Source organism: Streptomyces atratus, assembly GCF_040655115.1.
GTDB lineage: Bacteria > Actinomycetota > Actinomycetes > Streptomycetales > Streptomycetaceae > Streptomyces > Streptomyces atratus_D.
Genome location: NZ_JBFAJH010000021.1, coordinates 15,036 through 36,328, shown reverse-complemented (window position 1 = coordinate 36,328; position 21,293 = coordinate 15,036). Strand labels below are relative to the sequence as shown.

The 21,293-nt window shown below is 69.9% G+C and carries 17 protein-coding genes and 6 pseudogenes; 12 read left to right on the top strand and 11 right to left on the bottom strand.

Going from position 1 to position 21,293, the window contains the following annotated elements; genetic code table 11:
• Nucleotides 1-20: 20 nt before the first annotated feature.
• Nucleotides 21-200: pseudogene (locus AB0I23_RS22570) on the bottom strand (DUF488 domain-containing protein); the annotation flags it as partial.
• A gap of 188 nt (nucleotides 201-388) precedes the next feature.
• Here AB0I23_RS22570 and AB0I23_RS22565 point away from each other — a divergent pair.
• The gene (locus AB0I23_RS22565) at nucleotides 389-1,171 is read left to right on the top strand and encodes a uracil-DNA glycosylase (protein WP_359111786.1); all 783 of its coding nucleotides are present in this window, start codon (nucleotides 389-391) and stop codon (nucleotides 1,169-1,171) included.
• A gap of 154 nt (nucleotides 1,172-1,325) precedes the next feature.
• On the top strand, nucleotides 1,326-2,150 hold the full coding sequence (locus AB0I23_RS22560; RefSeq protein WP_359111683.1) for an SAM-dependent methyltransferase: 825 nt from the start codon (nucleotides 1,326-1,328) through the stop codon (nucleotides 2,148-2,150).
• A 572-nt stretch (nucleotides 2,151-2,722) separates the two neighbouring features.
• Here the strand turns inward: AB0I23_RS22560 and wrbA are convergent.
• Entirely contained in the window at nucleotides 2,723-3,331 is a 609-nt protein-coding gene (wrbA, locus tag AB0I23_RS22555) for an NAD(P)H:quinone oxidoreductase (protein WP_436846982.1), read from the bottom strand.
• 140 nt (nucleotides 3,332-3,471) lie between these two features.
• Between wrbA and sigJ the strand changes: the two are divergent.
• The 3 genes and pseudogenes from sigJ to AB0I23_RS22540 form a co-directional block, all read left to right on the top strand.
• A pseudogene (sigJ, locus tag AB0I23_RS22550) lies at nucleotides 3,472-4,397 on the top strand (RNA polymerase sigma factor SigJ); the annotation flags it as partial.
• Between the two features lie 317 nt (nucleotides 4,398-4,714).
• Nucleotides 4,715-4,783 (top strand): annotated as a pseudogene (locus AB0I23_RS22545) (hypothetical protein); the annotation flags it as partial.
• Nucleotides 4,784-5,014: 231 nt separating this feature from the next.
• Nucleotides 5,015-5,461 carry a Rieske (2Fe-2S) protein gene (locus tag AB0I23_RS22540; RefSeq protein ID WP_359111682.1) on the top strand — a complete coding sequence of 149 codons (447 nt, stop codon included), beginning with the start codon at nucleotides 5,015-5,017 and terminating at the stop codon, nucleotides 5,459-5,461.
• A 1-nt stretch (nucleotide 5,462) separates the two neighbouring features.
• On the opposite strand, the pseudogene AB0I23_RS22535 reads toward AB0I23_RS22540, so the two are convergent.
• Nucleotides 5,463-6,093: pseudogene (locus AB0I23_RS22535) on the bottom strand (cysteine hydrolase family protein).
• A 145-nt stretch (nucleotides 6,094-6,238) separates the two neighbouring features.
• On the opposite strand from AB0I23_RS22535, the gene AB0I23_RS22530 reads away from it, so the two are divergent.
• Nucleotides 6,239-6,709, top strand: coding sequence for a pyridoxamine 5'-phosphate oxidase family protein (locus tag AB0I23_RS22530; protein ID WP_359111681.1), 471 nt, complete (start codon nucleotides 6,239-6,241; stop codon nucleotides 6,707-6,709).
• A 46-nt stretch (nucleotides 6,710-6,755) separates the two neighbouring features.
• Here the strand turns inward: AB0I23_RS22530 and AB0I23_RS22525 are convergent, their stop codons facing one another.
• Nucleotides 6,756-7,685, bottom strand: a complete 930-nt coding sequence (locus AB0I23_RS22525; protein ID WP_359111679.1) for a LysR family transcriptional regulator — start codon at nucleotides 7,683-7,685, stop codon at nucleotides 6,756-6,758.
• 74 nt (nucleotides 7,686-7,759) lie between these two features.
• On the opposite strand from AB0I23_RS22525, the gene AB0I23_RS22520 reads away from it, so the two are divergent.
• Nucleotides 7,760-8,782: a DMT family transporter gene (locus AB0I23_RS22520; protein WP_359111676.1), complete on the top strand. Its 1,023-nt coding sequence runs from the start codon at nucleotides 7,760-7,762 to the stop codon at nucleotides 8,780-8,782.
• 12 nt (nucleotides 8,783-8,794) lie between these two features.
• Here AB0I23_RS22520 and AB0I23_RS22515 read toward each other — a convergent pair whose 3' ends face one another.
• The gene (locus AB0I23_RS22515) at nucleotides 8,795-10,126 is read right to left on the bottom strand and encodes an aminotransferase class I/II-fold pyridoxal phosphate-dependent enzyme (RefSeq protein WP_359111673.1); all 1,332 of its coding nucleotides are present in this window, start codon (nucleotides 10,124-10,126) and stop codon (nucleotides 8,795-8,797) included.
• A 35-nt stretch (nucleotides 10,127-10,161) separates the two neighbouring features.
• Here AB0I23_RS22515 and AB0I23_RS22510 point away from each other — a divergent pair, with 35 nt between their 5' ends.
• Complete coding sequence (locus AB0I23_RS22510) at nucleotides 10,162-10,857, top strand: pyridoxamine 5'-phosphate oxidase family protein (protein ID WP_359111670.1); 696 nt, start codon at nucleotides 10,162-10,164, stop codon at nucleotides 10,855-10,857.
• Nucleotides 10,858-10,910: 53 nt separating this feature from the next.
• Here AB0I23_RS22510 and AB0I23_RS22505 read toward each other — a convergent pair whose 3' ends face one another.
• The 3 genes from AB0I23_RS22505 to AB0I23_RS22495 all read right to left on the bottom strand — a co-directional run bounded on the left by AB0I23_RS22505 (nucleotide 10,911) and on the right by AB0I23_RS22495 (nucleotide 13,731).
• Nucleotides 10,911-11,867 (bottom strand): DMT family transporter, encoded by a 957-nt coding sequence (locus AB0I23_RS22505; RefSeq protein WP_359111668.1) that lies wholly within the window; start codon nucleotides 11,865-11,867, stop codon nucleotides 10,911-10,913.
• Nucleotides 11,868-12,027: 160 nt separating this feature from the next.
• A complete protein-coding gene (locus AB0I23_RS22500; RefSeq protein ID WP_359111665.1) occupies nucleotides 12,028-13,038 on the bottom strand; it encodes an EamA family transporter in 1,011 nt (336 codons plus the stop codon).
• Nucleotides 13,039-13,179: 141 nt separating this feature from the next.
• Nucleotides 13,180-13,731 carry a Clp protease N-terminal domain-containing protein gene (locus tag AB0I23_RS22495; protein ID WP_359111662.1) on the bottom strand — a complete coding sequence of 184 codons (552 nt, stop codon included), beginning with the start codon at nucleotides 13,729-13,731 and terminating at the stop codon, nucleotides 13,180-13,182.
• A gap of 514 nt (nucleotides 13,732-14,245) precedes the next feature.
• On the opposite strand from AB0I23_RS22495, the pseudogene AB0I23_RS22490 reads away from it, so the two are divergent.
• A pseudogene (locus tag AB0I23_RS22490) lies at nucleotides 14,246-14,676 on the top strand (type II toxin-antitoxin system Rv0910 family toxin).
• A 78-nt stretch (nucleotides 14,677-14,754) separates the two neighbouring features.
• Here AB0I23_RS22490 and AB0I23_RS22485 read toward each other — a convergent pair.
• Complete coding sequence (locus AB0I23_RS22485; RefSeq protein ID WP_359111660.1) at nucleotides 14,755-15,381, bottom strand: PadR family transcriptional regulator; 627 nt, start codon at nucleotides 15,379-15,381, stop codon at nucleotides 14,755-14,757.
• A 129-nt stretch (nucleotides 15,382-15,510) separates the two neighbouring features.
• Here AB0I23_RS22485 and AB0I23_RS22480 point away from each other — a divergent pair, with 129 nt between their 5' ends.
• Together AB0I23_RS22480 and AB0I23_RS22475 are read left to right on the top strand one after the other, a co-directional pair.
• Nucleotides 15,511-16,332: a class I SAM-dependent methyltransferase gene (locus tag AB0I23_RS22480; protein WP_359111659.1), complete on the top strand. Its 822-nt coding sequence runs from the start codon at nucleotides 15,511-15,513 to the stop codon at nucleotides 16,330-16,332.
• A gap of 88 nt (nucleotides 16,333-16,420) precedes the next feature.
• Nucleotides 16,421-17,242, top strand: a complete 822-nt coding sequence (locus AB0I23_RS22475) for a PhzF family phenazine biosynthesis protein (protein WP_359111658.1) — start codon at nucleotides 16,421-16,423, stop codon at nucleotides 17,240-17,242.
• Nucleotides 17,243-17,307: 65 nt separating this feature from the next.
• On the opposite strand, the gene AB0I23_RS22470 is transcribed toward AB0I23_RS22475, so the two are convergent.
• On the bottom strand, nucleotides 17,308-18,087 hold the full coding sequence (locus tag AB0I23_RS22470; protein WP_359111656.1) for a CPBP family intramembrane glutamic endopeptidase: 780 nt from the start codon (nucleotides 18,085-18,087) through the stop codon (nucleotides 17,308-17,310).
• Nucleotides 18,088-18,286: 199 nt separating this feature from the next.
• Between AB0I23_RS22470 and AB0I23_RS22465 the strand changes: the two are divergent.
• A pseudogene (locus AB0I23_RS22465) lies at nucleotides 18,287-19,370 on the top strand (hypothetical protein).
• A gap of 69 nt (nucleotides 19,371-19,439) precedes the next feature.
• On the opposite strand, the gene AB0I23_RS22460 reads toward AB0I23_RS22465, so the two are convergent.
• Nucleotides 19,440-20,945 carry a glutamate-cysteine ligase family protein gene (locus tag AB0I23_RS22460; RefSeq protein ID WP_359111654.1) on the bottom strand — a complete coding sequence of 502 codons (1,506 nt, stop codon included), beginning with the start codon at nucleotides 20,943-20,945 and terminating at the stop codon, nucleotides 19,440-19,442.
• Nucleotides 20,946-21,293: the final 348 nt, after the last annotated feature.

Genomic DNA, 21,293 nt, shown 5'->3' with positions numbered 1-21,293 from the left:
CGGAACTCGGCGAAGCGGCTGGGCTCGTGGCCGTACCAGCGGCGCAGTTCGGTCGAGGGGGCGACATCGCGCAAACACTCGTCCAGGTGCACCTCGTCCTTGCGCACGCCCCGTGGCCAGACACGGTCGACAAGGGCCCGCGTGCCGTCTTTGGGCGAGGTCTCCTCGTAGACTCGGCACCAGGTGATCTGCTCGGCCATGACGGGCACCTTCCAGATCGATCGGTCAGCCCGGCCCGCAACCGTGGGCGGCCGGCGCCTGCCCCACGCAGGGGTTTTTCCGACTTACTCACTTTATCGGGGGCGCCCTTCACGATGGATCGTCCGGGGCGAGCCGGCCGGGGCCGTCACGCGACCGTTCAACAGACGGTGCGAGGAGGAGCATGAGCATGCACGGCAGCCGCCCAACGCCGCAGACCCGCAGCTTCCCGTTGGTGACGGCTCCCCGACTGGATTCAATGCGCGAACTGGACCAGACGGTGAGCACCTGCCGTGCCTGCCCGCGGTTGGTGGCCTGGAGGGAGGAGGCCGCACGCGTCAAGCGCAGGGCCTTCCGGGACTGGGAGTACTGGGCCAGGCCCGTGCCCGGCTTCGGCCCACCGGACGCACCGCTGGCGATCATCGGACTGGCTCCGGCCGCGCACGGCGGCAATCGCACCGGACGCATCTTCACCGGTGACCCGTCCGGCGATGCACTCTATGCCGCCCTGTACGACCTCGGTCTCGCCTCCCAGCCAGTGGCCACGCACCGCGACGACGGGATGGAGCTGTACGGCGTACGGATCACGCTTCCGGTGCACTGCGCGCCGCCCGCCAACCGCCCCAGCACCGCTGAGCGCGAGACCTGCCGGCCATGGCTCGCCCGGGAGCTCGAACTCCTGCGCCCGACCTTGCGCGCGATCGTGGTGCTCGGCGGCTTCGCCTGGCAGGCGCTGCTCCCGGTACTCACCGACACCGGGTGGCAGGTGCCCCGTCCGCGCTCGGCCTTCGGACACGGCGCACACGCGCAGCTCACCGATACCCGAAGTGAACGGGTGTTGCACCTGATCGGGGGCTACCACCCGAGCCAGCGCAACATGTCCACCCGCACATTGACCCCCGCCATGCTCCGCGACGTGCTGCATCGCGGTGCGGACATCGCCGACGTGCCGGTCCACCGTTCTCGTGCGTGAACAGCCAATCCTCGTTCCGCAGGCAGGACCCGCAGCGCCCCAAGTCACGCTCGGGGCAGCTGATCGCGCAGACGACTTGCCACCTTGGGGCATAACTCGTTTATGTAGGCTGCGCGTTGACATTGAAGTGAGCTTGACTCCAAGAGGAGACCCCGTGGCCGAGCAGTCGACGTCTTCCGATGTGTCCCAGCAGCGTGACAGGATCAACACCAGGCAGCCGCATACGGCTCGGATCTGGAACTACTGGCTGGGCGGCAAGGATCACTACCCGGTGGACCAAGAGGCCGGCGACCAGATCCGCGAGCTGCACCCGGGCATCGGCGACTACGCCCAGGCGGATCGGCTGTTCCTCGGGCGCGCGGTGCGGTACCTGGTCGCCGAATGCGGGATCCGGCAGTTCCTCGACATAGGTACCGGCCTGCCGACGGCCGACAACACCCACGAGGTCGCCCAACGGCTGGCCCCGGAATCCCGCATCGTCTACGTCGACAACGACCCGCTGGTGCTCGCCCACGCGCGTGCCCTGCTCACCAGCACACCCGAGGGGAAGACCGACTACCTCGACGAGGACCTGCGCAACGTCGACGTCATCTTGGAACACGCGGCGAAGACCCTGGATTTCAGTGAGCCTGTCGCACTCATCCTCCTCGGCGTGGTCATTTTCCTTGAGGACGACGCGGAGGCGTACGGCATCGTCAGCCGCCTGATGGATGCACTGCCGTCCGGGAGCCACCTGGTCCTCTCCCACACCATCACGGATCCGGCGATGCCCGATGTGGACGCGGCAGTGGCGTTCTGGAACGAGCACGGCACCCCTAAGCTCACCCAGCGCACTCCTGGCCAGGTCACTCGGTTCTTCGAAGGCCTGGAGCTCCTCGACCCCGGAGTGGTGTCCTGCAGCCGCTGGCGCCCTGAGACGGATACCACAGGCATGCCGGACGAGGTAGCGATGTTCAGCGGAGTCGCACGCAAGCCTTGACCTCGCCGTTTCGGTTCGGGCTGGTCCGCATGCTGACCGAAACGCGCAAGTGCCTTCCTGAGCTGGGACGGTGAACCTTGTCCAGGGGTTTGATCGTCGCCAGCGGAAGGCACTGCACTTTCCACGTGCAGGTGCGACACGAGGTCGCGTGTGTTGAGTGGGTGCTCTTGGAGAGGGGGCGGCGATGTCGCCGACGACAGGGCAGCCTCGGGTCCGTGTCCGATGGCCCATCCCCGCCCGGACGTGCGTCGCTGGTAACGGCGGCGTGCGAGGCTCCGGGGAGAAGCCCAAGTGCCGCTGTTCCACCCGGTGGCAACAGGCAAGGGGAAGACCGGGCGGGCGAACACCCGTGAATCCTCGATGCCGTCTCGTGAAGGAAAGCCCTGCCGGTGGGATGCGGCAACAGGGTGCAAGGCGGGCCGCTGAGATGCGGCAGGCGCCGGCTGAAAGACCCTCAAAGATTCATCCGCGCTGGTCAGAGGCGACTGAAGCTGCATCGCTGCAGGTCAGCGCGACATGGTAGACAACTTCATCACGTAGGTACCGAGATCGTCGGCCTCGACGATGCTGGTTCAGGCGGCGCGGCCGGTCTTGAGGGAGGCCGCAGTGTCGACGACGCGGCGGGCCTGGTGGCGGGCCGCCTGCAGGGCCACCTCACCGGGCGGGCCGTCGGCGGCCACGTGGGAAGTGCCGTAGGGGTTGCCTGACTGGAACTGGATGGGGTCGGTGTAGCCGGGGGGCACGATGATGCCGCCCCAGTGGCAAAACGTGTTCGCCAGCGCCAGGAGGGTGGATTCCTGCCCGCCGTGGGCGGTGTTGGAGGCGGTGAAGGCCGAGTACACCTTGTCCGCGAGCTTGCCGTGGAACCACAGGGGGCCCGTGGTGTCGATGAACGCCCTGAGCTGGCTGGCCGGGTTGCCGAAGCGGGTGGGGGTGCCGAACAGCACCGCGTCGGCCCATTCCAGGTCGTCGTGGCCGGCTTCGGGAACGTCGGTGGTGTCCTTCAGGTGGCGGGCCCACTCCGGCCTGGCGCTGACCGCCTCCGGGGGAGCCGTTTCAGCAACCTTGCGCAGCCGCACGTGGGCGCCGGCCTCCTCCGCGCCCTCGACGGCTGCTTGCGCCAAGGTATGTATGGTGCCGGTGGAGCTGTAGTAGATGATCGCGACGTTCACGGGTTCCATGATCGGTTTCCTTCCTGTACGGGCCTGATCGGTACGACGGGACAGCCCTGCGAGATGTGAGGCGACGTGCCACCTCACAATTCGATGTCACGGTTCGTCGTCAAGGGTGAGGCAGAGCGTCCGAGGGAGCCGGTGACACCATGACCAACCCATCCGAGCCGCGACACGACCGGCCCGATCCGGGCCTGAGCGCGATCGTGAGCGAACGGCGTCAGCTGACCAACCTGGCGTACCGGCTGCTGGGCTCCCTGGCCGATGCCGAGGATGTCGTACAGGAGACCTACGCCCGCTGGTACGCCATGTCCCCACAGCAGCAGGAAGCCATCGGCTCCCCGGCGCCTGGCTGACGACCGTCGCCAGCCGTATCTGCCTCGATCTGCTCGGCTCGGCACGGGCCAGGCGCGAGCGTTACGTGGGCGAATGGATCCCGGAGCCGCTGCCCGACCGTACGGAGTGGATCGGCGGGCGGCCGGGCGCCGGCATCGTCGACCCGGCCGACCGGGTCACCCTCGACGAGTCGGTCACCATGGCCTTCCTCGTCGTGCTCGAGGCGATGACCCCGGCCGAACGCGTCGCGTTCATCCTGCACGACGTCTTCCGCTACCCCTTCGCCGAAGTGGCCGAGATCGTCGGCCGGACACCGGCGGCGTGCCGCCAGCTGGCCTCTTCGGCCCGCCGACGCATTCGCGCGTCGCAGCCTGACGCGGCCCCGGCAGCCCAGCGCGCCGGCACCGTCAGAGCCTTCAAGCAGGCTTGGGAGGCCAAGGACATCGACGCCCTCATCAGCTTGCTGGCCCCCGACGCCACGGCCACCGGCGACGGCGGCGGACTCGTCACAGCCGCGCTCCACCCGGTCGAAGGCGCCGAGCAGATCGCACGCTTCTTCGCTGACCGGCCCGTTTCGGCGCTCGGCGTGACACTCGTGGAGTGCACGGTCAACGGTCAGCCGGGTCTGGTGGCTCAACTGGACGGCGTCACCGTATCGGTGATGGGGTTCGACGTCACGGGCAACCGAATCAATCGCATCTGGGCCGTACTCAACCCCGACAAGCTCCGCTCCTGGACGACGGACCGACTGCCCGCGAAGATGGCGCGAAGGCTGTCCCGCAGTTGCTCCGAGGAGACGGAGCAAGTCGCCCTCCGTCGGCGCACGGACGACGTCCCGGGCCTGTCCGTCCTCAAGGAACATCGGCCGAAGGGCACGTCGCAGACGCAGCTGACCTGGGCGTTCACCGCGGTGACGCCATCCGATGAGACCAGTCCCACGAAGCTGAAGGCAACGATCCGCGTCATGCCAACCGGGCGGCCGGCTGGGATGCCACCGATACCGAGACGCAGAGCGCGGTCCGGAGGCGGACCCGGAAAACGTACGAGCGCAATTCGCTGCTGGCCGAGGCGCACCGGCTGACGTGGCCGCTCATGCTGGTGCACGGACTCGCCGACGGCAATGTGGCCGTCGCCCACATGCTGCGGTTCTCCGCCGCGCTGCTGGCGACGGGACGACCGCACACGGTGCTGCCGCTCTTCCAGGTCGAGCCACCTGGTCACCCAGGAGGAGACGGCCGTCCATCTGTTGCTCCTGGAGCGGGTCTTTCTGAGGAAAACCCTCGGTCGTTGAACACGGGACATCGATCGCGCGTATCCCCGGTCGAAGCCATGAACACCGCGGAAGGGAATGCCAGCATGAGCACATCGCAGGAGCACGAGGTCCGTCCCGGACGTCGCACCGTCGTCGCAGCCGCCGGTGCCGTCGGAGTGGCCGCCGTACTCACCGCGTGCGGCGCCTCGAAGGACTCGGGCGGTTCGGCCGCCGTCGAACAGGCCGGTGCCGACGGTGCTGCGGGCGTCCTGGCGAAGACCGCCGACATCCCGGAGGGCGGCGGGAAGGTCTTCGCCGACAAGGGTGTCGTCGTCACGCAGCCGAAGGCCGGGGAGTTCAAGGCGTTCTCGTCGAAGTGCACGCATCAGGGGTGCGCGGTGTCGAGCGTCTCGGGCGGCACCATCAACTGCCCGTGTCACGGCAGCAAGTTCGACGCCGTGACGGGCAGTGTGTCGGCGGGGCCTGCCACCGAACCGCTGCCCGCCGCGTCGATCAAGGTCGAGGGCGACTCGATCACGCTCTCCTCGTAGGTCAGGACCTGGCTCCCCGGGGGTTCTGCCAGCAGCCCCGCACGTCCTGCGTGACGGTGACGGTGGCGACGAGGGCGAGCGTGTGACGGATCATCGCGGGGGTGCAGTCGGCGGGCACCCCCGCGATGGCGTCGGACGGCACGACCGCCATGTACCCGAGATTCACCGCGTCGAAGACGGCGTTGGGGATGGCGACATCGACTGAGACGCCGGTGACGACGAAGGTGCGGCAGCGCGTCCACATCGGTGCCGGCAATGGGCGAGAGGCCGTGCAGCCTGCGTACGACGATGTCCTCGTCGGCCACCTCGATGGGCGCGGCGATCCGGACCGCCGTGGTGCCGGAGTGCTGCTGCACGGGCAGGCGCCCGGCGGCCCGGAAGAGGCGGACGTTGTGGTTGGCACCGCGCCCGTCGGGGCGCCGTTCGGCGACCGCGTGCAGCACCTGGACACCGGCCTCGTGGGCGGTGGCGACCAGCCGGGCGACATGGTGGAGAGCGCCGGATCCGCGTGCCTCCTCGGCGAGTTCGGGCAGTGCGCTGTCGGGGCCCACGACGCCCTGCCGGAACTCGACCGTCAGGAGAACGGTGGTGGCCGGATCGAGCTGCTCGGCGAGCTGCTCCCTGGACGGCACGGCGGCCCCTCTCGGTGGCTCCTGGTGTCTGCAGGCGGTCTCTCTGCTGACGGCTGGGCGCGCGAGGCTGACGGCCATTACGCCAGGAGGGAAGAGGAGATCCATGCTTTCTGACACCTAGTCAGCCATCTGGAAGGGGCACTCCATGGTCGTCGTTCAGCGACTGGGCCGTCGGATCATGATGACGGACACGGAACGCAGCACCTACCTCACAGAGCAGCGCACCTGCCGGGTCGCCACCGTCTCCGCCGACGGTCGCCCGCACATCGGCGCTCTCTGGTTCACCTGGGACGGCGCCTCTCTCCGGCTGCACTCGATCACCCGGTCCCTGCGCTGGTCCCAGCTGCGCCACGACCCGAGGATCGCGGTGGTCGTCGACGGCGGGGCGGAGTACGGAGAACTGCGTGGCGTGGAGCTCTCGGGCGAGGCGGTCTTCGTCGGCAAGGCCCCTCGCGCCGGCGAGGCGTGCCCCGAACTGAAGGTCCCGGAACGGCTGTTCGCGGCGAAGTACTTCGGGATGGACGTGATGCCGCAGGACGGGCGGCACGCGTGGCTGCGGCTCGCCCCGGAGGCGATCACTTCCTGGGACTTCCGGAAGCTGGCGGACCCGGCTTGATTCCCGCCGCCGATGCCCTCGTCGGCACCGCCCCGCCGCCACGAGGTCAGGCCGCACCCGGCCCGTTCAACGGAGCGTCGAACTCCCGGCCCGCCGCACGCAGGGCCGCAACCGCCGCCCTGATCGACGGGCGGCGGTCCGCGTCCGCCCGCCACGCCGCGTGGACGTGCCGTCTCATCCTCTGCCGAACGGGCACGAGCCGCACCCCGTCCGGCACCGCCCCCCGCCCCAGCCGGGGTGCCACGCAGACCCCCACCCCAACAGCGATCAGCGCGAGCTGGGTGTGGTGTTCGCCCGCGAGATGAGCGATGCGCGGCTCGATGCCCTTGGAGCGCAGCGTGAACATCAGCCAGTCGTGACAGAACTCCCCCTCCGGCCAGGAGATCCAGTCGTCGTCGGCGAAGTCCTCCAGATCCACTTCCGTCCGGTCCGCGAGCGGGTGACCGGCCGGCATCGCGATGTCCGGTGCGTCGTCGAGCAGTTCGGCCATGGCCAGACCGCCGGGGACCGGCAGCCGCTTGTTGCTCCAGTCGAGCACCACCGCCAGATCGATGTCGCCGCGCATCACGGCACGGATGCCGGCTTCCGGCTCCAACTCGGTGGTGCGTACCTTCAGTTCGGGGTGGTCCGCGCGCAGCGCGGCAAGCGTCGCCGGGAACAGTCCGCGCGCCGCGGTCGGAAAGGCGCCGATCCGGACCTCGCCGACCACCTCTCCGCGCTGGGCCTCGATATCGGACTGGGCCAGCTCGACCTGGGTCAGGATCCGCGCGGCGTGGTCGGCGAGCAACCGCCCCGCGTCGGTGAGCCGGACCCCGCGGCCGTTCCTGGCGAGGAGTTGCTGCCCCACTTCGCGCTCCAGTTTGGCCAGCTGCTGGGAGACGGCCGATGTGGTGACATGCAGGCCCGCCGCCGCGCCGCTCACCGAACCGAAGCGGGCGAGGGCGTCCAGGGTACGCAGACGCTCCAGGTTCAACATGTAAGCAATGCTACGCGAAGACTGACACAAAGACTCACTTGTCCTACGGGGTTGAATTCGTCATCGTTGTCCTCATGACCGCCCCCACCGCGACCGCCGCCCCCGCCCGGGCGACCGGTGTTCCCGTCCCCTCCTCCGCCCGCCGCCCCGCACTTGACTGGCGGATTCGCTTCGCGGCGCTCTCACTCATCTGGGGATTCAGCTTTCTCCTGATCAAGGTCGGCACCGAGGCGTACGCCCCGTTCCAGGTCACGCTCGGCCGGCTGCTGTCGGGGACGGCGGTGCTGGCCGTCGCCATGGTGGTGCGCCGTGAGCGGCTGCCGCGCACCGCCCGCACCTGGGGTCATCTCGCCGTCGCCGCGTTCTTCCTCAACGCGCTGCCTTTCTCGCTCTTCGCCTACTCCGAACTGACCATCCCGTCGACGCTGGCCGGCATCTGCAACGCCACGTCGCCACTGTGGGGCATGGCGCTGTCCCTCGTCGCACTCTCCGAGGACCGGCCGACCCGCCGCCGCGTAGCGGGACTCGGCCTCGGCTTCCTCGGTGTGCTGACGGTGCTGGGCGCCTGGCAGGGCTTCTCCGGGCTGGACTTCAGCGGCACAGCGATGGCGCTCCTCGCCTCCCTCAGCTACCCGATCGGCTGGATCTACGTCCGCAGGACCCTGGCCGGCAGCGGATCGTCCGCCCTCGCCCTGACCGGCAGCCAGCTCTTCCTCGGTACCGTGCAGATCGCACTGGTCACCCCGCTGTTCACGTCGGTCCCGGACGGCTTCCCCCTGCTGCCGACACTCGCCGTCGTCTCGCTGGGGGCGCTCGGAACGGGCCTCGCGGTGCTGATGCAGTACAGCCTGGTCGAAGAGGTCGGACCGACGACCGCGCAGATGGTCACGTACTTCATTCCGGTCATCGCCACCGCGGCCGGGGTCGCCCTGCTCGGCGAACAGCTGACCTGGAACACCCCGGTCGGCGCCCTCATCGTCCTGGCGGGCGCCGCCCTCACCCAGAGCAGAGCCCGTAAGCCCAACCCCCGGCCGCTCTCCCCGACTCATCGGACCACCGCACCCGAGCCCGAGCCGCTCGCCCCGTCGGACCACTGATCACCACGCGGCTCAGCCGTAATTCAGCGGGCGGAGCGGCCCCGCCGCTGCCGCCACCGCGTCCGCCAGCGGCTCGATGTCGGCCGCGGTGATCGGTGACACGGTGAGCCGGATCCCCTGAGGTGCCGAAACCCGGAACCGCGCCCCGGGTGCCACCACCCAGCCCGCGCCCAGCAGCCGGGCGACGGTCCCGGTCTCGTCGCTCACCGGCACCCACACATTCATGCCGCTGCGGCCGTGCGCGTCGACACCGCGCTCTCCCAGCGCCCGAACGAGCGCATCCCGCCGCTCCCCGTACGACCGGGCGACCGCGCCGGTGTCCACGGCACCCGAGGTCAGCAGGTGCGCCACCGCCCGCTGCAGGAGCCTGCTGACCCAGCCGGGCCCCAGCCCCTGCCGCCCCAGGACCCGGTCGACCGTGACCGGGTCCCCGGTCAGCACGGCAACCCGCAGATCGGGCCCGTACGCCTTGGCGACCGACCGCACGAATGCCCACCGGTCCGTGACACCCGCCAGCGGATGCAGCGGCAGATCGACGATGGCATGCCCGTGATCGTCCTCGATCAGCAGCACCCCGCGGTGACCGGCGAGAACGCGGCGCAGTTCCTCGGCGCGCGCCGCCCCGACAGCGGCACCTGTCGGGTTCTGCGCGCGGTCGGTCACCACGAGCGCACGGGCACCTGCGCTCAGCGCCCCTTCGACGGCGTCGGGCAGGGGTCCCTCGTCGTCCACGGGGATCGGCACGGGGCGCAGACCCAGCGCCGGTACGAGATCGAGCAGGGAGCCCCAGCCGGGGTCCTCGACAGCGACCGCGTCACCGGGCTTGAGGTGGGCGACCAGCACCCGCTCGATCGCGTCCAGGGAACCGGAAGTGACCGCCACGGGCCCGGCCGGCACCCCGTCGGCGTCGAGGGCGGCCCGTGCCAGAGCGGCGAACTCCGGGTCCACCGGAACCTCTCCGTACATCCCCGGCCGCTCCGCATACGCCCGCGTGGCCGCCGCGAACGCCTCGTCCAGCGGGGGCAGCAACGCCGGATCAGGGTTCCCCTCCCCCAGATCGCGCGCCCCGGGCGGCGCCTCGACCCGGAGCGAGCCACGCGCCGTACTGGCGGGGCGCGGACGCACCCGACTCCCCCGGCGGCCGGCCGTCTCGATCACCCCACGCTCGCGAAGGGTGCGGTAGGCAGCCGCCACCGTATTCGGATTGACCTCCAGCCGGGCAGCCAACTCCCGCATGGGCGGCAGCACTTGCCCGGGCGCGAGCTCGCCCGATCCGACTGCCCGCTCGACACTCGCGGCAATCTCCGACGCACGCCGTCCGACGATCCGATATTCTTCTAGCACAAACATGATTATGCACTAGTGCAATGGAGTTGGCCATGTCGGACAGCGCACCGCAGCAGAACACGGGCCCGGAGGCGGCGGCCCCGTACGAACCGACCGAGCGGACCGTCCCGACCCGTTCCCCGAAGCGGGCCTCGTACGACCGGGCGCTGGTCCACTCGATACTCGACGAGGCCTACCTCTGTCATCTCGGCTTCGTCCGCGACGGCGCACCGGTCGTCCTGCCCACGCTCTTCGGCCGGATCGGCGAACGGCTGTACGTACACGGCTCGACCGGCTCGCGGCCGCTTCGGCAGGCGAGCGAGACCGACCCCGGCCTGCCCGTCTGCCTCACGGTGACGCATGTCGACGGGCTGGTGCTGGCCCGCTCCGCCTTCCACCACTCGATCAACTACCGCTCCGTGGTGGTCCACGGCATCGCCCGTACGGTGACCGACCCGGATGAGCGGCGTACCGCGCTCGACGCGATCGTCGACCACGTCGTCCCGGGCCGGACCGCGGACTCCCGCCCGGCGAACGCCAAGGAGCTCGCCGCGACGGCCGTGATCCGGCTGGACCTCGACGAGGTGTCCGCGAAGGTGCGCACCGGCGGCCCGAACGACGAGCCGGACGATCTCGCACTGCCGCACTGGGCGGGTGTCGTGCCGCTGGCCCGCGGCTACCGCGCACCGCAGCCGTCGGACGACCTCGATCCGGCCATCGCGGTGCCCGACTATCTGACCGTTCTCTGATGCCCCCCGGAGGGTGGGCCCGTCACCGGTGGCGGGCCCACCCTCCGGCGCAGTCAGGCGGGAACGGCCGCCCGGCGGCGGGCGCTCGCCGCACTGCGCGTCTCGGCGACGGCGAGCCCCGCCACCGCCGTGAGCAGCAGCAGCGTGCCGACGACCGTGGCCGCGGTGAGCTGCTCCCGCAGCACGACAACGGCGATGACCGCGGCGCTCACCGGTTCGAGCAGCATGATCACGGACACCGTCGCCGCCCGCACCACCGCAGCGCCCGCGAAGTAGAGCGCATAGGCGAGCGCGGTCGGGACGGCCGCCACGTAGACGAGCAGCCAGACCACTTGGGTGGCGTCCGCCGTGTGGGGCACAAGCCCTTCGGCAGCCGCCATCGGCAGCAGCCCGAGCGCCCCGATCCCGAAGGCCCACGCACTGGTGGCGAGCGGGTCGGAGCCACCGCCGTCGCGGCCGAGCCACCGGGTCAGCAAGGTGATCGCGGCGTATCCGGAGGCAGAGAGCAGCGCCAGTGCGACGCCGGCAGGGCGCACCGTACCGCCCTCGCCGCCGAGCACCAGCACGGTGAGCCCGGCGAGCGCGCCCAGCACTGCGGCGAGCCCTCCGCCGCCGAGCCGCTCCCCCATGGTCAGCCGCGCGCCGACGGCGATGAGTACCGGCCCGGCCCCGAGAGTGACGACGGTCCCGACCGCGAGACCGGTCGCCTCGACGGCCGCGAAGTACGCGCTCTGGAACAGGGTGAGGCCGACGCCGGTCCCGACGATGCGCAACAGACGGCGCCGCCGTGACTCGGCCGGGACGGCTGCGCGTCGCGGCCGCAGAACGAGCGCGGCAAGCAGCAGCACGAGACCGCCGAGGCAGCGCCAGAACGAGAGGGCGAGAGGACCGAGATCGCTGACCCGGAAGATCAGCGAGGCGGCAGCCCCCGCGGTCCCCCAGGCCACCCCGGCGACGATCAGATAGAACAGGCTCCGCCCGACGGGCAGGCCGGAAGCAGGATTCGGCACGTGCACTTCTCCTGAAGAAGACAGCTGGTGGTCGCGCTCGGCTCGGCACGCGGGCAGCGACGATCCGCCCGGGGACTTCCCGAGCCCGGTCTTCGTCAGGAGTGGCGGCCCGCGCTAGGCGGCGGGCGGCGGAAGCACGGTGAGATGCATGATCGGCACCTTACGTGGCGGCACGGCCGGCGGACAACTCACCCTCGACGGCATCCCGGTCCACGGCCCCGCCGGAACCCGACGCGACGGGTCCGGCAGGCGCCTTAGGGGTCGACGACTGGGCGATGAACGCACCGATCAGCACCATGGCACCGCCGATGAGCTGCGGCGCGGCGAGGTGTTCCCCGAGCAGCACCCAGGCGAGCACGGTGGCGATGACCGCCTCCAGACAGGCCACGACACCCGCCACCGCAGGAGACAGCAGCCGCACCGAGATCACGCCGGTGACATAGGCGATCACGGTGGCGAGCAGCACGATCCAGACGAGCAGCAGCCAGGCGGGAACCTCCGTGCCGCTCATGCCGGTGCTGCCGCCGAGGACCGACCAGTCCATGCTCCAGGGCCGCGCCACCACCGTGAGGACGGCCGCACCGATCAGCAGTCCGTACGCGATGACGCCGACCGGATGCGGAGGCTCCGCGCCCGCCGCCCTGCCCCCGCTCCCCGGGTCGGAGAGGACGAAATAGCCGACCTGGCAGCAGGCGGCACCGAGGGCGAGCAGCAGCCCGATGGCATCGAAGCTCAGCCCGGACCACACCTCGACCACGCAGGCGAGACCGCCGACCGCGAGAACGACGCCGACCGCGGCGGCCCGGGTGACGGGACGGCGCTGCACGAACCGGACCCAGCCGAGGACGAGCGCGGGCGCCAGATATTCGACGAGCAGCGCGACACCGACGGGGATACGGGAGATCGCGGCGAAGTAGCAGGCCTGGACGCCCGCGACGGCAAGCAACCCGAAGCCCAGGAGCAGCACGGGACGGCTGCGTACAAGATCCCGGTGGCGCCACGCCACAGGCAGCATGACGAGGGCGGCGCCCGCCACTCGCAGCCACACCACATGGAGCGGGTCGAGCCCTGCCTCGATCAGCGGCTTGGCCGCCACCCCGGAACCACCGAATGCGAACGCCGAGGCCAGGGCTAGTCCCAGGCCGGCGCTTCTCCCCTGAGACGCGTGCATCGGCACATCATGGCAGCTGCCGTCATGAGCGTCACCCCCGGTGACCACTGTCACGCGTAACACTCCGATACCGCTGCGGCCCATGACCGGCGCACGCCCGCATCAGCTGTCCGATCCGGGCGCCCTGGCGGCGAGAAGCCGTCAGTCCCTGCCGGGCACCTCGACGATCCGGCCGGCGAGCCGCACCGCATCGACACCCGCCCGCTCCAGCACCTCGACGGCCCGGCACTCCGGGTCGGCAGCGAGCGCCGCGAGCAGATCGAGCCCGCCGGCCCGCGCGTTCCCTCGCAGCTTCGCGCGCTCCCTCGCGCCGGCCATCGCCGACAGAGCCGAGGGCGACCAGCCCTCCACTCCCGCATCCCTTACCTCGGCAGCCACCTCCGTGACGACCGGAATCGCGCCGGAGTCCTCCACGGTGCCCTGCCAGCGAAGTCCGTAACCGATGGAGCGCTGCACGAGGTAGCCGAGCACCTTCGCGAGCTGCGGTCCGCCCTCGAAGGCGGTGCGGACCTCGGGATCCGACTCGATGAGGGAATGCAGCAGATGAGCCGTGTCGATCTGCCGGTCTCCGTCACGCAGGGCGCGCCTGCGCGCACCCGTCACCACCGAGGCCAGCTCCACGGTGAGTCCGGCTCCGAGATCAGCACGGTTCGGTGCGGGCTGCTGAGGAATCCGCGGCATCCGATTTTGCACACCTCTCACCCCATCAGTCCCGGGACGCTCGAGCATCCCCGGAGGGGCCCATTTACGCATCCCACCGAAGTTGGGGACACCAGAGCGGCTCCTCCTCCTTACGGATGAGATCGCGCCATTCGTTGATCCGGTTGCCGGAAACGGCGCGCGCCGCCTTGCCCTGCGCTCGTCGATCAACCGCGGCCTGCCCGTACACGTCCCTCTCGCCGCACCATGTGTACGGCGGCCGGCAGGGAGCCTCAGAAGTGAGCCGGCTGGTCATCCCGTCTGCGATCGACGGACGGGAGTACGTCCACCCGGTCCACACGCCCTGTGACGCTCTGCCTGCCGACCTGTTCCGGGCGGCGTCCCGCTGCCACGACGACGGCCCGCGCCCGTGCGCCTCCGACCGGTCGACGCGACGCTGATCCGGCGGACGAAGCAGCAACACACCTGACAGTTCATCAGTATTGAATGTTCCCGCCACTGTCGCTACGTTCCGCGACACCGCAACCCGACGAGAAGGGGTGGTCGCATGGCCGAAGTCAGTGCCGAAGCACGTATCGAAGTGCCGGCCGAGAAGGTCTGGGCCCAACTGACGGACTTCACCGCGTACGGCCGGTGGAACGCCACTCACACCAGCTTCCCCATGGGCGGCCCGGCCACACTCGAACTCGCGACCACCTACGAGGAGAACATGAAGCTCACGGGCTTCCCCGCCGAGGTGACCTGGACCGTGGCGGAACTGGAGACCGCCCGGCTGCTGACCACCAAGGGCAAGGGGCCGATGGGCGCAATCTCGCGATGCGCTACTCACTGACACCCGACGGCGATGCCACCACGGTCCGGATCGACGGAGAGTTCACCGGAGCCGCGGCCTCCCTGATGGCGCGCGAGCTCAAGGACTCGGCGACAGCCGCACTCGTGGAGTCGCTGCGCAAGGTGGGCGGCCTGGTCGCCGCCTGACCACCACCGGACGGACGAAGGGCCCCACGGCTCAGCCACAGGGCCCTCGCACCACACCCGCCGGAACCATCCCTCGGGTCAGTGCTCGTCGGCAAGGATCAGATAGAGCTTCTTCCGGGCGTCGTTGATCACCGACAGCGCCTTCTGGCGCTGGTCGGCCGAGCCGGTCTTCCAGACCTGACCGAACGCCTCCATCAGGCCGAAGCCGGCCTGTCGGATCTCATTGACGCTCTCCCAGTCGACCCCGCGCCCGGCCTCTTCCCAGGGCGCCTCGGGCCCGGATTCCGCCTCGGTGCGGCCGGTGTCGGTGAGCGTGAACAACTTCTTGCCACCCTCACTCTCGCTGACGATCAGCCCCTCGTCCTCCAGCAGCTGGAGGGTCGGGTAGACCGAGCCGGGGCTCGGCCGCCAGGCTCCGCCGGTGCGCTCGCCGATCTCCTGGATCATCTCGTACCCGTGCATCGGCCGGCCCTTCAGCAACGCCAGGATCGAGGCACGTACGTCACCACGCCGCGCCCTTCCCCGGCCGGCACCGCGACCGCGCCCCCCACCGAAGGGGCCGCCACCGAAAGGACCGCCGCCGAACGGCGGGCCGAACTGCCCGAAGGCGGCACGGCGCCCCTCAAAGTCGCCCCCACCGTGATGACCGGGCCCGCAGTGCCCATGTCCGTGCCCATGCTCATGCTCATGTCCATGTGAACGCATCGCTACGCTCCTTCCATCGTTGATCCGTCGCGATGCGTCAACGATATATCGGAACCTGTCGTACGACAATCCCTTCGTCAGGACCTTGCATACTTGCCCCGAGACGGCACAGGACGAAGGCGATGCGACGTGACTGCACCTGGCTCCGAGCAGGGGCATGGCCTGGACCACGGCTATCTGCTCGACAACCGGCAATCCGAGGCGGGCATCCGCTTCAGCGCTCTCGCCGAACTCTTCGACCCGGTGACCTTCCGGCATGTCGACCGGCTCGGGATCACCGCGGGCATGCGGTGCTGGGAGGTCGGAGCCGGTGGCCCCTCCGTTCCCGCAGGACTGGCCGCACGGGTCGGTCCGACCGGAGTGGTGGTCGCTACAGACGTCGACGTGTCGTGGGCGCAGGGCGCCGCGGACGATGTCGTCGAGGTGCTGCGCCACGATGTCGCCGCCGATCCCCCGCCTCCCGGCGGCTTCGACCTGGTGCATGCCCGGCTGGTCCTGGTGCACGTCACCGACCGCGCCGAGGCGCTGCGCCGCATGATCCAGGCGCTGCACCCCGGTGGTGTGCTCCTCCTGGAGGACGCCGACCCCGGGTTGCAGCCGCTGCTGTGCCCCGACGAGTCGGGCCCTGAACAGCGCCTCGCCAACCGCCTGCGGTCAGGCTTCCGCGAACTCATGGCAACCCGCGGTGCAGACCTCGCCTACGGCCGGACCCTGCCCCGACTGCTGCGCGAAGCGGGACTGGACGATGTGCAGGCCGACGCGTACTTCCCGATCACCTCACCGGCCTGCACCGTCCTTGAGGCCGCCACCGTGCGGCAGATCCGCGACCGACTCGTGGCGTCGGGTCTCGCCACAGACGAGGAGATCGACCGGCACCTGACGAACGTCGCCACCGGACGCCTCGATCTGGCCACCGCTCCGCTCGTCTCCGCGTGGGGACGCCGACCGTAACGCCCTGGGGAGAGTCACTCGGTATCGCGGGCCGGCAACCTGCGATTGGCCTTGGCCCGCCACGTACCCCGACCTCTACGGTCGTCCCATGAGGATTCGCATCGTCGACGCGTTCACCGACCGCCCCTTCACCGGCAACCCCGCAGCCGTCCTGCTCCTGGACTCCGAGGCATTCCCCGAAGCCGACCGCCTCCAGGAGATCGCCCTGGAGATGAACCTTTCCGAGACCGCCTTCGCTCATCCCCTGCCGCCGGGTGGTCCGGCCGACTGGGCACTGCGCTGGTTCACCCCGGCCACCGAGGTCGACATGTGCGGGCACGCCACGCTCGCCACCGCCCACATCCTGCACACCACCGGAACGGCGAGCGGCACGGTGCGCTTCGCGGCGCGGTGCGGGATCCTCACCGCCACCGCGCACCCGGACGGTTCGCTCACGCTCGACTTCCCCACGGCCCCGCTGACCCCCGCCACCGCCCCGTCCGGGCTGGCCGCCGCCCTGGGCGCCGAGCCCCTGTCCGTGCTGGACACCGGCGAACACACCGGCGACCTCCTCGTGGAACTGGCCGACGAAACCTCCGTGCGCGAACTGACGCCGGATTTCGCCGCGCTGGCCTCATGCTCCCGGCGCGGCATCATCGCCACGGCCCCCGCCGAGGACGCGGCCCGCGGTTACGACTTCGTGTCCCGGGGCTTCTTCCCCCGGGTCGGCATCGACGAGGACCCGGTCACCGGCAGCGCCCACACCGCACTGGCCCCCTTCTGGTCCGCCCGGCTCGGCCGTGACGAACTGACCGGTCTGCAGGCTTCCGCGCGGACGGGCCTCGTCCACACCGCACTGCGCGGCGACCGCACCCTGCTGACGGGCAACGCGGTGACGGTCCTCGACGGCGAACTGTTGACGACGTTCTGACAGACGGGAAGGGCGTACGGGCTGCTGCGCACGGGTGCGATCCCGTGCGTCCTCTCCCGCGCCCCTCACGGAGTGGGCAGCCACGCCACCTGTCCGGCCAGAAGCGCGTACCCGACGAACGCCCCGATGTCGAGCAACGCATGCGCCACGACCAGGGGCCCGACGCGCCCCCAACGCCGGTACAGCAGCACGAAGACGACACCCATCACCATGTTGCCGATGAACCCGCCGATCCCCTGATAGAGGTGGTACGAGCCGCGCAGCACCGAACTCGCCACCAGGGCGGCCATCGGCGTCCACTCCAACTGCCCCAGTCTGCGCAGCAGATACCCGACGACGATCACTTCCTCCAGCACGGCGTTCTGGAGTGCGGAGAGGATCAGTACCGGGAACTTCCACCACACGTCGGGCAGCGACTCCGGAACCACCGTGAGGTTGAAACCGGCGGCTCGCGCCACCAGATAGAAGGCCAGCCCGGCACTGCCGATTCCCGCCGCGATCACTGTGCCGCGCCCCAGGTCCGACCCCGGTCTGGTCCGGTCGAAGCCGATGACCCGCAGGCCCGTGCCCTCCCTGATCAACAGATGCGCCACCAGCGCCACGGGAACCAGGGCCGTGGCGATATCGAAGAGCTGCCAGGCGAGATCGAGCCATGGCCGCCCCGGGGCGTATGAACTGTTGAGCGTCGCGGCCTGGTCCTTCAAACCACCCGGTTTCGTCAGCGATCCGACAAAGCTGATCAGGGCAGACACGCCGCTGGCACCCAGCGAGAGAGCCAGCACCAGCACCGTTTCGGACCGCAGGATCCGCCGTGACACGGCCTCTTGGGGACAAGAATCAGCCACGCACCCCTCCGTCACCTGTACACCTGCCTTCAGTTGTGCATTCGCATCTCATCCCGCTCCCCGTCCCGCTGGGGTGTCGAATGCGGGTACGAAGATCATGCGCGACCGGCTGCGGGACGACCACCATTGGTGAGGGTGTGGTCCCCCTTTTCCTTGCTCATCCTCAAGGAGGGGCACCACCGACATGGGACGTCACAGCTTGCCCGACGACTACGCGCCGGATCGCAGCGGGGACGGCCCTCCGCCGCGCCGTCGCCGTGCCGTCGTCATCGCCACCATGCTCGTCCTCGCCGTGGCTGCGGGTACGGCAGTCGCGGTGCAGGGTGGCGTGCTGTCGTTCTCGAAGTCGTGCGAGGACTCCGCGATACGGCTCTCCGTGATGGCCTCGCCCGACATCGCCCCCGCCGTACGTACCGTCGCCGACAAGGCACGCACGGACGAAACAAAGTCCGACGGGCACTGCCTCCACATCCAGGTCGTCGCCCGTGATTCCTGCAAGTTCGCCGACGCGCTCTCCGCCGGCACCCGCACCTCGGACTATCAGAACTGGCTGCCCGACTCCGACCTCCGGCTGGACCGCGCCCAGGGCTCCGGCGACGGCGTCCCGATCACCCCTGGCGACTCCATCGCCTCCTCCCCGGTGCCCCTCGCCCTGGTCCCGTCCGCGGGAAAGACCCTCGGCTGGTCGAAAAAGAAGTATTCCTGGGCGGAATTGATGACCGCGGCCATGGAGTCGGACAAGGTACGCCTCGGCGCCGCCAATCCAGAACGACGAGATCGGTCTCTGGGAGTTCGCCACCACACTCGACGGCACCAAGGACTACCGCCGGCTGGTGCCGACCGCCCGGCTCGGTGACCCGGCGAAGGGCGGCGGCACACATCGCGAGAAGCTCGCTGCCGCGTTCGCCGCGCTTCAGCCGGTGCCGGACGGTGCGACAGGTCTGTACGACACCACGCCGGCCGCCTACGAGGAGGCGCAGTCGACGTATGTGAAGGGCGATTTCAACGCCGTCGTGATCCTCACCGACGGTTCGAACCAGGACGACAACCCCATCTCCCGCAGCGGACCGATCACGGAGCTCAAGCGGATCGCCGACCCTGAGCGCCCGGTACCGCTCCTCGCCATCGCGGTCGGCCCCGAGGCCGACCGCGATGAGGTGGACGAGATAGCCGGGGTGACCGGTGGCGGCGGGTATCAGGTCAACGACCCTGCCGAGATCCGGGCGGTGATTCTGCAGGCAGTGATGACGGCCGGGCAGGCCGGCCGCGCCGCCCAGGAATGAGCCGTACCCGGGCGGGCACCGGCCGGGAACGGCAGACACCGGGCGCGCTGCGGCCCACCACCCACCGGACTACGCGGCGGGAAGTCCCACCGGCCAGCTGTGCACCGGTTCGCCGGTGTGCATCAACTCGGCGTACCGGCGGGTGGTGGCCGCGAGCGCCGTGTCCCGGCCGAGCCCTGCGTCCAGCCCCCGGTGATACGTGTCCGCCTGCCAGGACGCTCCGTTCACCCGCCGTTTGCAGCGCTCCTCGATGACCCCGAGGTAGTGGTCGCGGTCCGCGGGCTCGATGTTCCAGGCATCGAGCCCCGCCGCGGCGAGCGGCAGCAGTTCGTCCCGTACGAGCTTGACGGCCGCCACCCGCGTCAGCCCGCCCGACCGCCCCGGCCGGGGCCAGACCAGCTCGGCGTCGATGCCTCGGCGGCAGGCGGTGTCGAAGTTCTCGGCCGCCGCGGCGAACGGCATCCTGGTCCACACCGGACGGGACCCCTCGGCGAGCGCCCGCACCAGGCCGTAGTAGAACGCGGCGTTGGCGATCACGTCGGTGACGGTCGGACCGGCGGGCAGGACACGGTTCTCGACCCGGAGATGGGGGACGCCGTCGGTCAGCCCGTACACCGGCCGGTTCCAGCGGTAGACCGTACCATTGTGCAGCACGAGCTCCTGGAGCCCTGGCACCTCGCCTTCGTCGAGCACCCGCAGCGGATCCTCCTCGTCGCAGATCGGGAGCAGCGGCGGGAAGTAGCGCAGGTTCTCCTCGAAGAGCTCGTACCCCGAGCTGATCCACCGCTCGCCGAACCATGTCCTCGGGCGCACCCCCTGGTTCTGCAGTTCGGGCGGCCTGGTGTCGGTGGCCTGCTGGAAGAGGGGTGGCCGCGACTCCCGCCACAGCTCCCTGCCGAACAGAAAGGGCGAGTTGGCGCCGAGAGCGATCTGGACGGCGGCGACGGCCTGAGCGGCGTTCCACACGTCCGCGAATCGCGCCGGGGTCACCTGCAGATGCAGCTGGACCGATGTACAAGCCGCTTCCGGTGTGATCGAGGTGGAGGTGCAGACCAATCGCTCCACGCCTTCGATATCGAGAGCGAAATCCTCACCGCGCGCCGCCACTATCTGATCATTGAGCAGCGTGTAGCGGTCCACGTCCGAGAGGTTCGCCGCGACCAGGTCCGCGCGGCCGAGGGTCGGCAGCATTCCGATCATCATGATCCCGGCAGCGACCTCGCCGGCCTTCCGGTGCGCATATCCGAGACCGGTCCTGAGCTCCTCGGCCAGCTGATCGAAAACGCGCCCGTCCAGGTGATGCGGAACTATGTTCACTTCCAGATTGAACATCCCGAGTTCGGTCTGGAAATCACGGCTCGCGATCCGCCCGAGCACCTCGGCATTCATCATCCGGGGCAGGCCGTCCGAACCCGCCAGATTGAGCTCGATCTCCATGCCCATGAGGTTGCGGGGGCGGTCGAACCTCTGCTCCGCCAGGAGCCTCCCCAGTCCCTCCAGACACAGGTGGAGTTTCCTCCGGTACCTCTGCCGATCGGACAGGTCAAAGGCGCCCGCCACGACCTTCTCCCCCATCGAAGAGTCCCTCCGCAAGTGGGCAGCCCGCGGCCCAGGCCGCTCGCGTCACGATCGATAATGCCCAGGGGAAGTGATCCATAACGCCCCCATGGACAGCGCGGACCCACTAATCTGATGGAGGCCGTCCCGGCACATTCCGACGGCATGGAGCACGGTGCAGTTTCCGTCGGTCGGCGGGTGGTGAAAACGCCGATGTGATTCGGCCTACCACGGCCGCGGAAAAACACCAGGCGGTAGCTGCGCGGCTCGCCCCGAATCAGCAGAATCTCCGCATAATAAAGTCTCGATACCGCCTTGCCGGCAATACCTGCGACGGCTAGTGGAAACACCGCGTGAACACGTGTC

Coding starts and splice junctions, on each gene's coding strand:
- AB0I23_RS22520 (WP_359111676.1), top strand. CDS start 7,760: ATGACCGCCCCCACCGCGACCGCCGCCCCCGCCCGGGCGACCGGTGTT.
- AB0I23_RS22485 (WP_359111660.1), bottom strand. CDS start 15,381: ATGCGTTCACATGGACATGAGCATGAGCATGGGCACGGACATGGGCAC.
- AB0I23_RS22565 (WP_359111786.1), top strand. CDS start 389: ATGCACGGCAGCCGCCCAACGCCGCAGACCCGCAGCTTCCCGTTGGTG.
- AB0I23_RS22460 (WP_359111654.1), bottom strand. CDS start 20,945: ATGGGGGAGAAGGTCGTGGCGGGCGCCTTTGACCTGTCCGATCGGCAG.
- AB0I23_RS22510 (WP_359111670.1), top strand. CDS start 10,162: ATGTCGGACAGCGCACCGCAGCAGAACACGGGCCCGGAGGCGGCGGCC.
- AB0I23_RS22475 (WP_359111658.1), top strand. CDS start 16,421: ATGAGGATTCGCATCGTCGACGCGTTCACCGACCGCCCCTTCACCGGC.
- AB0I23_RS22525 (WP_359111679.1), bottom strand. CDS start 7,685: ATGTTGAACCTGGAGCGTCTGCGTACCCTGGACGCCCTCGCCCGCTTC.
- AB0I23_RS22500 (WP_359111665.1), bottom strand. CDS start 13,038: ATGCACGCGTCTCAGGGGAGAAGCGCCGGCCTGGGACTAGCCCTGGCC.
- wrbA (WP_436846982.1), bottom strand. CDS start 3,331: ATGGAACCCGTGAACGTCGCGATCATCTACTACAGCTCCACCGGCACC.
- AB0I23_RS22540 (WP_359111682.1), top strand. CDS start 5,015: ATGAGCACATCGCAGGAGCACGAGGTCCGTCCCGGACGTCGCACCGTC.
- AB0I23_RS22530 (WP_359111681.1), top strand. CDS start 6,239: ATGGTCGTCGTTCAGCGACTGGGCCGTCGGATCATGATGACGGACACG.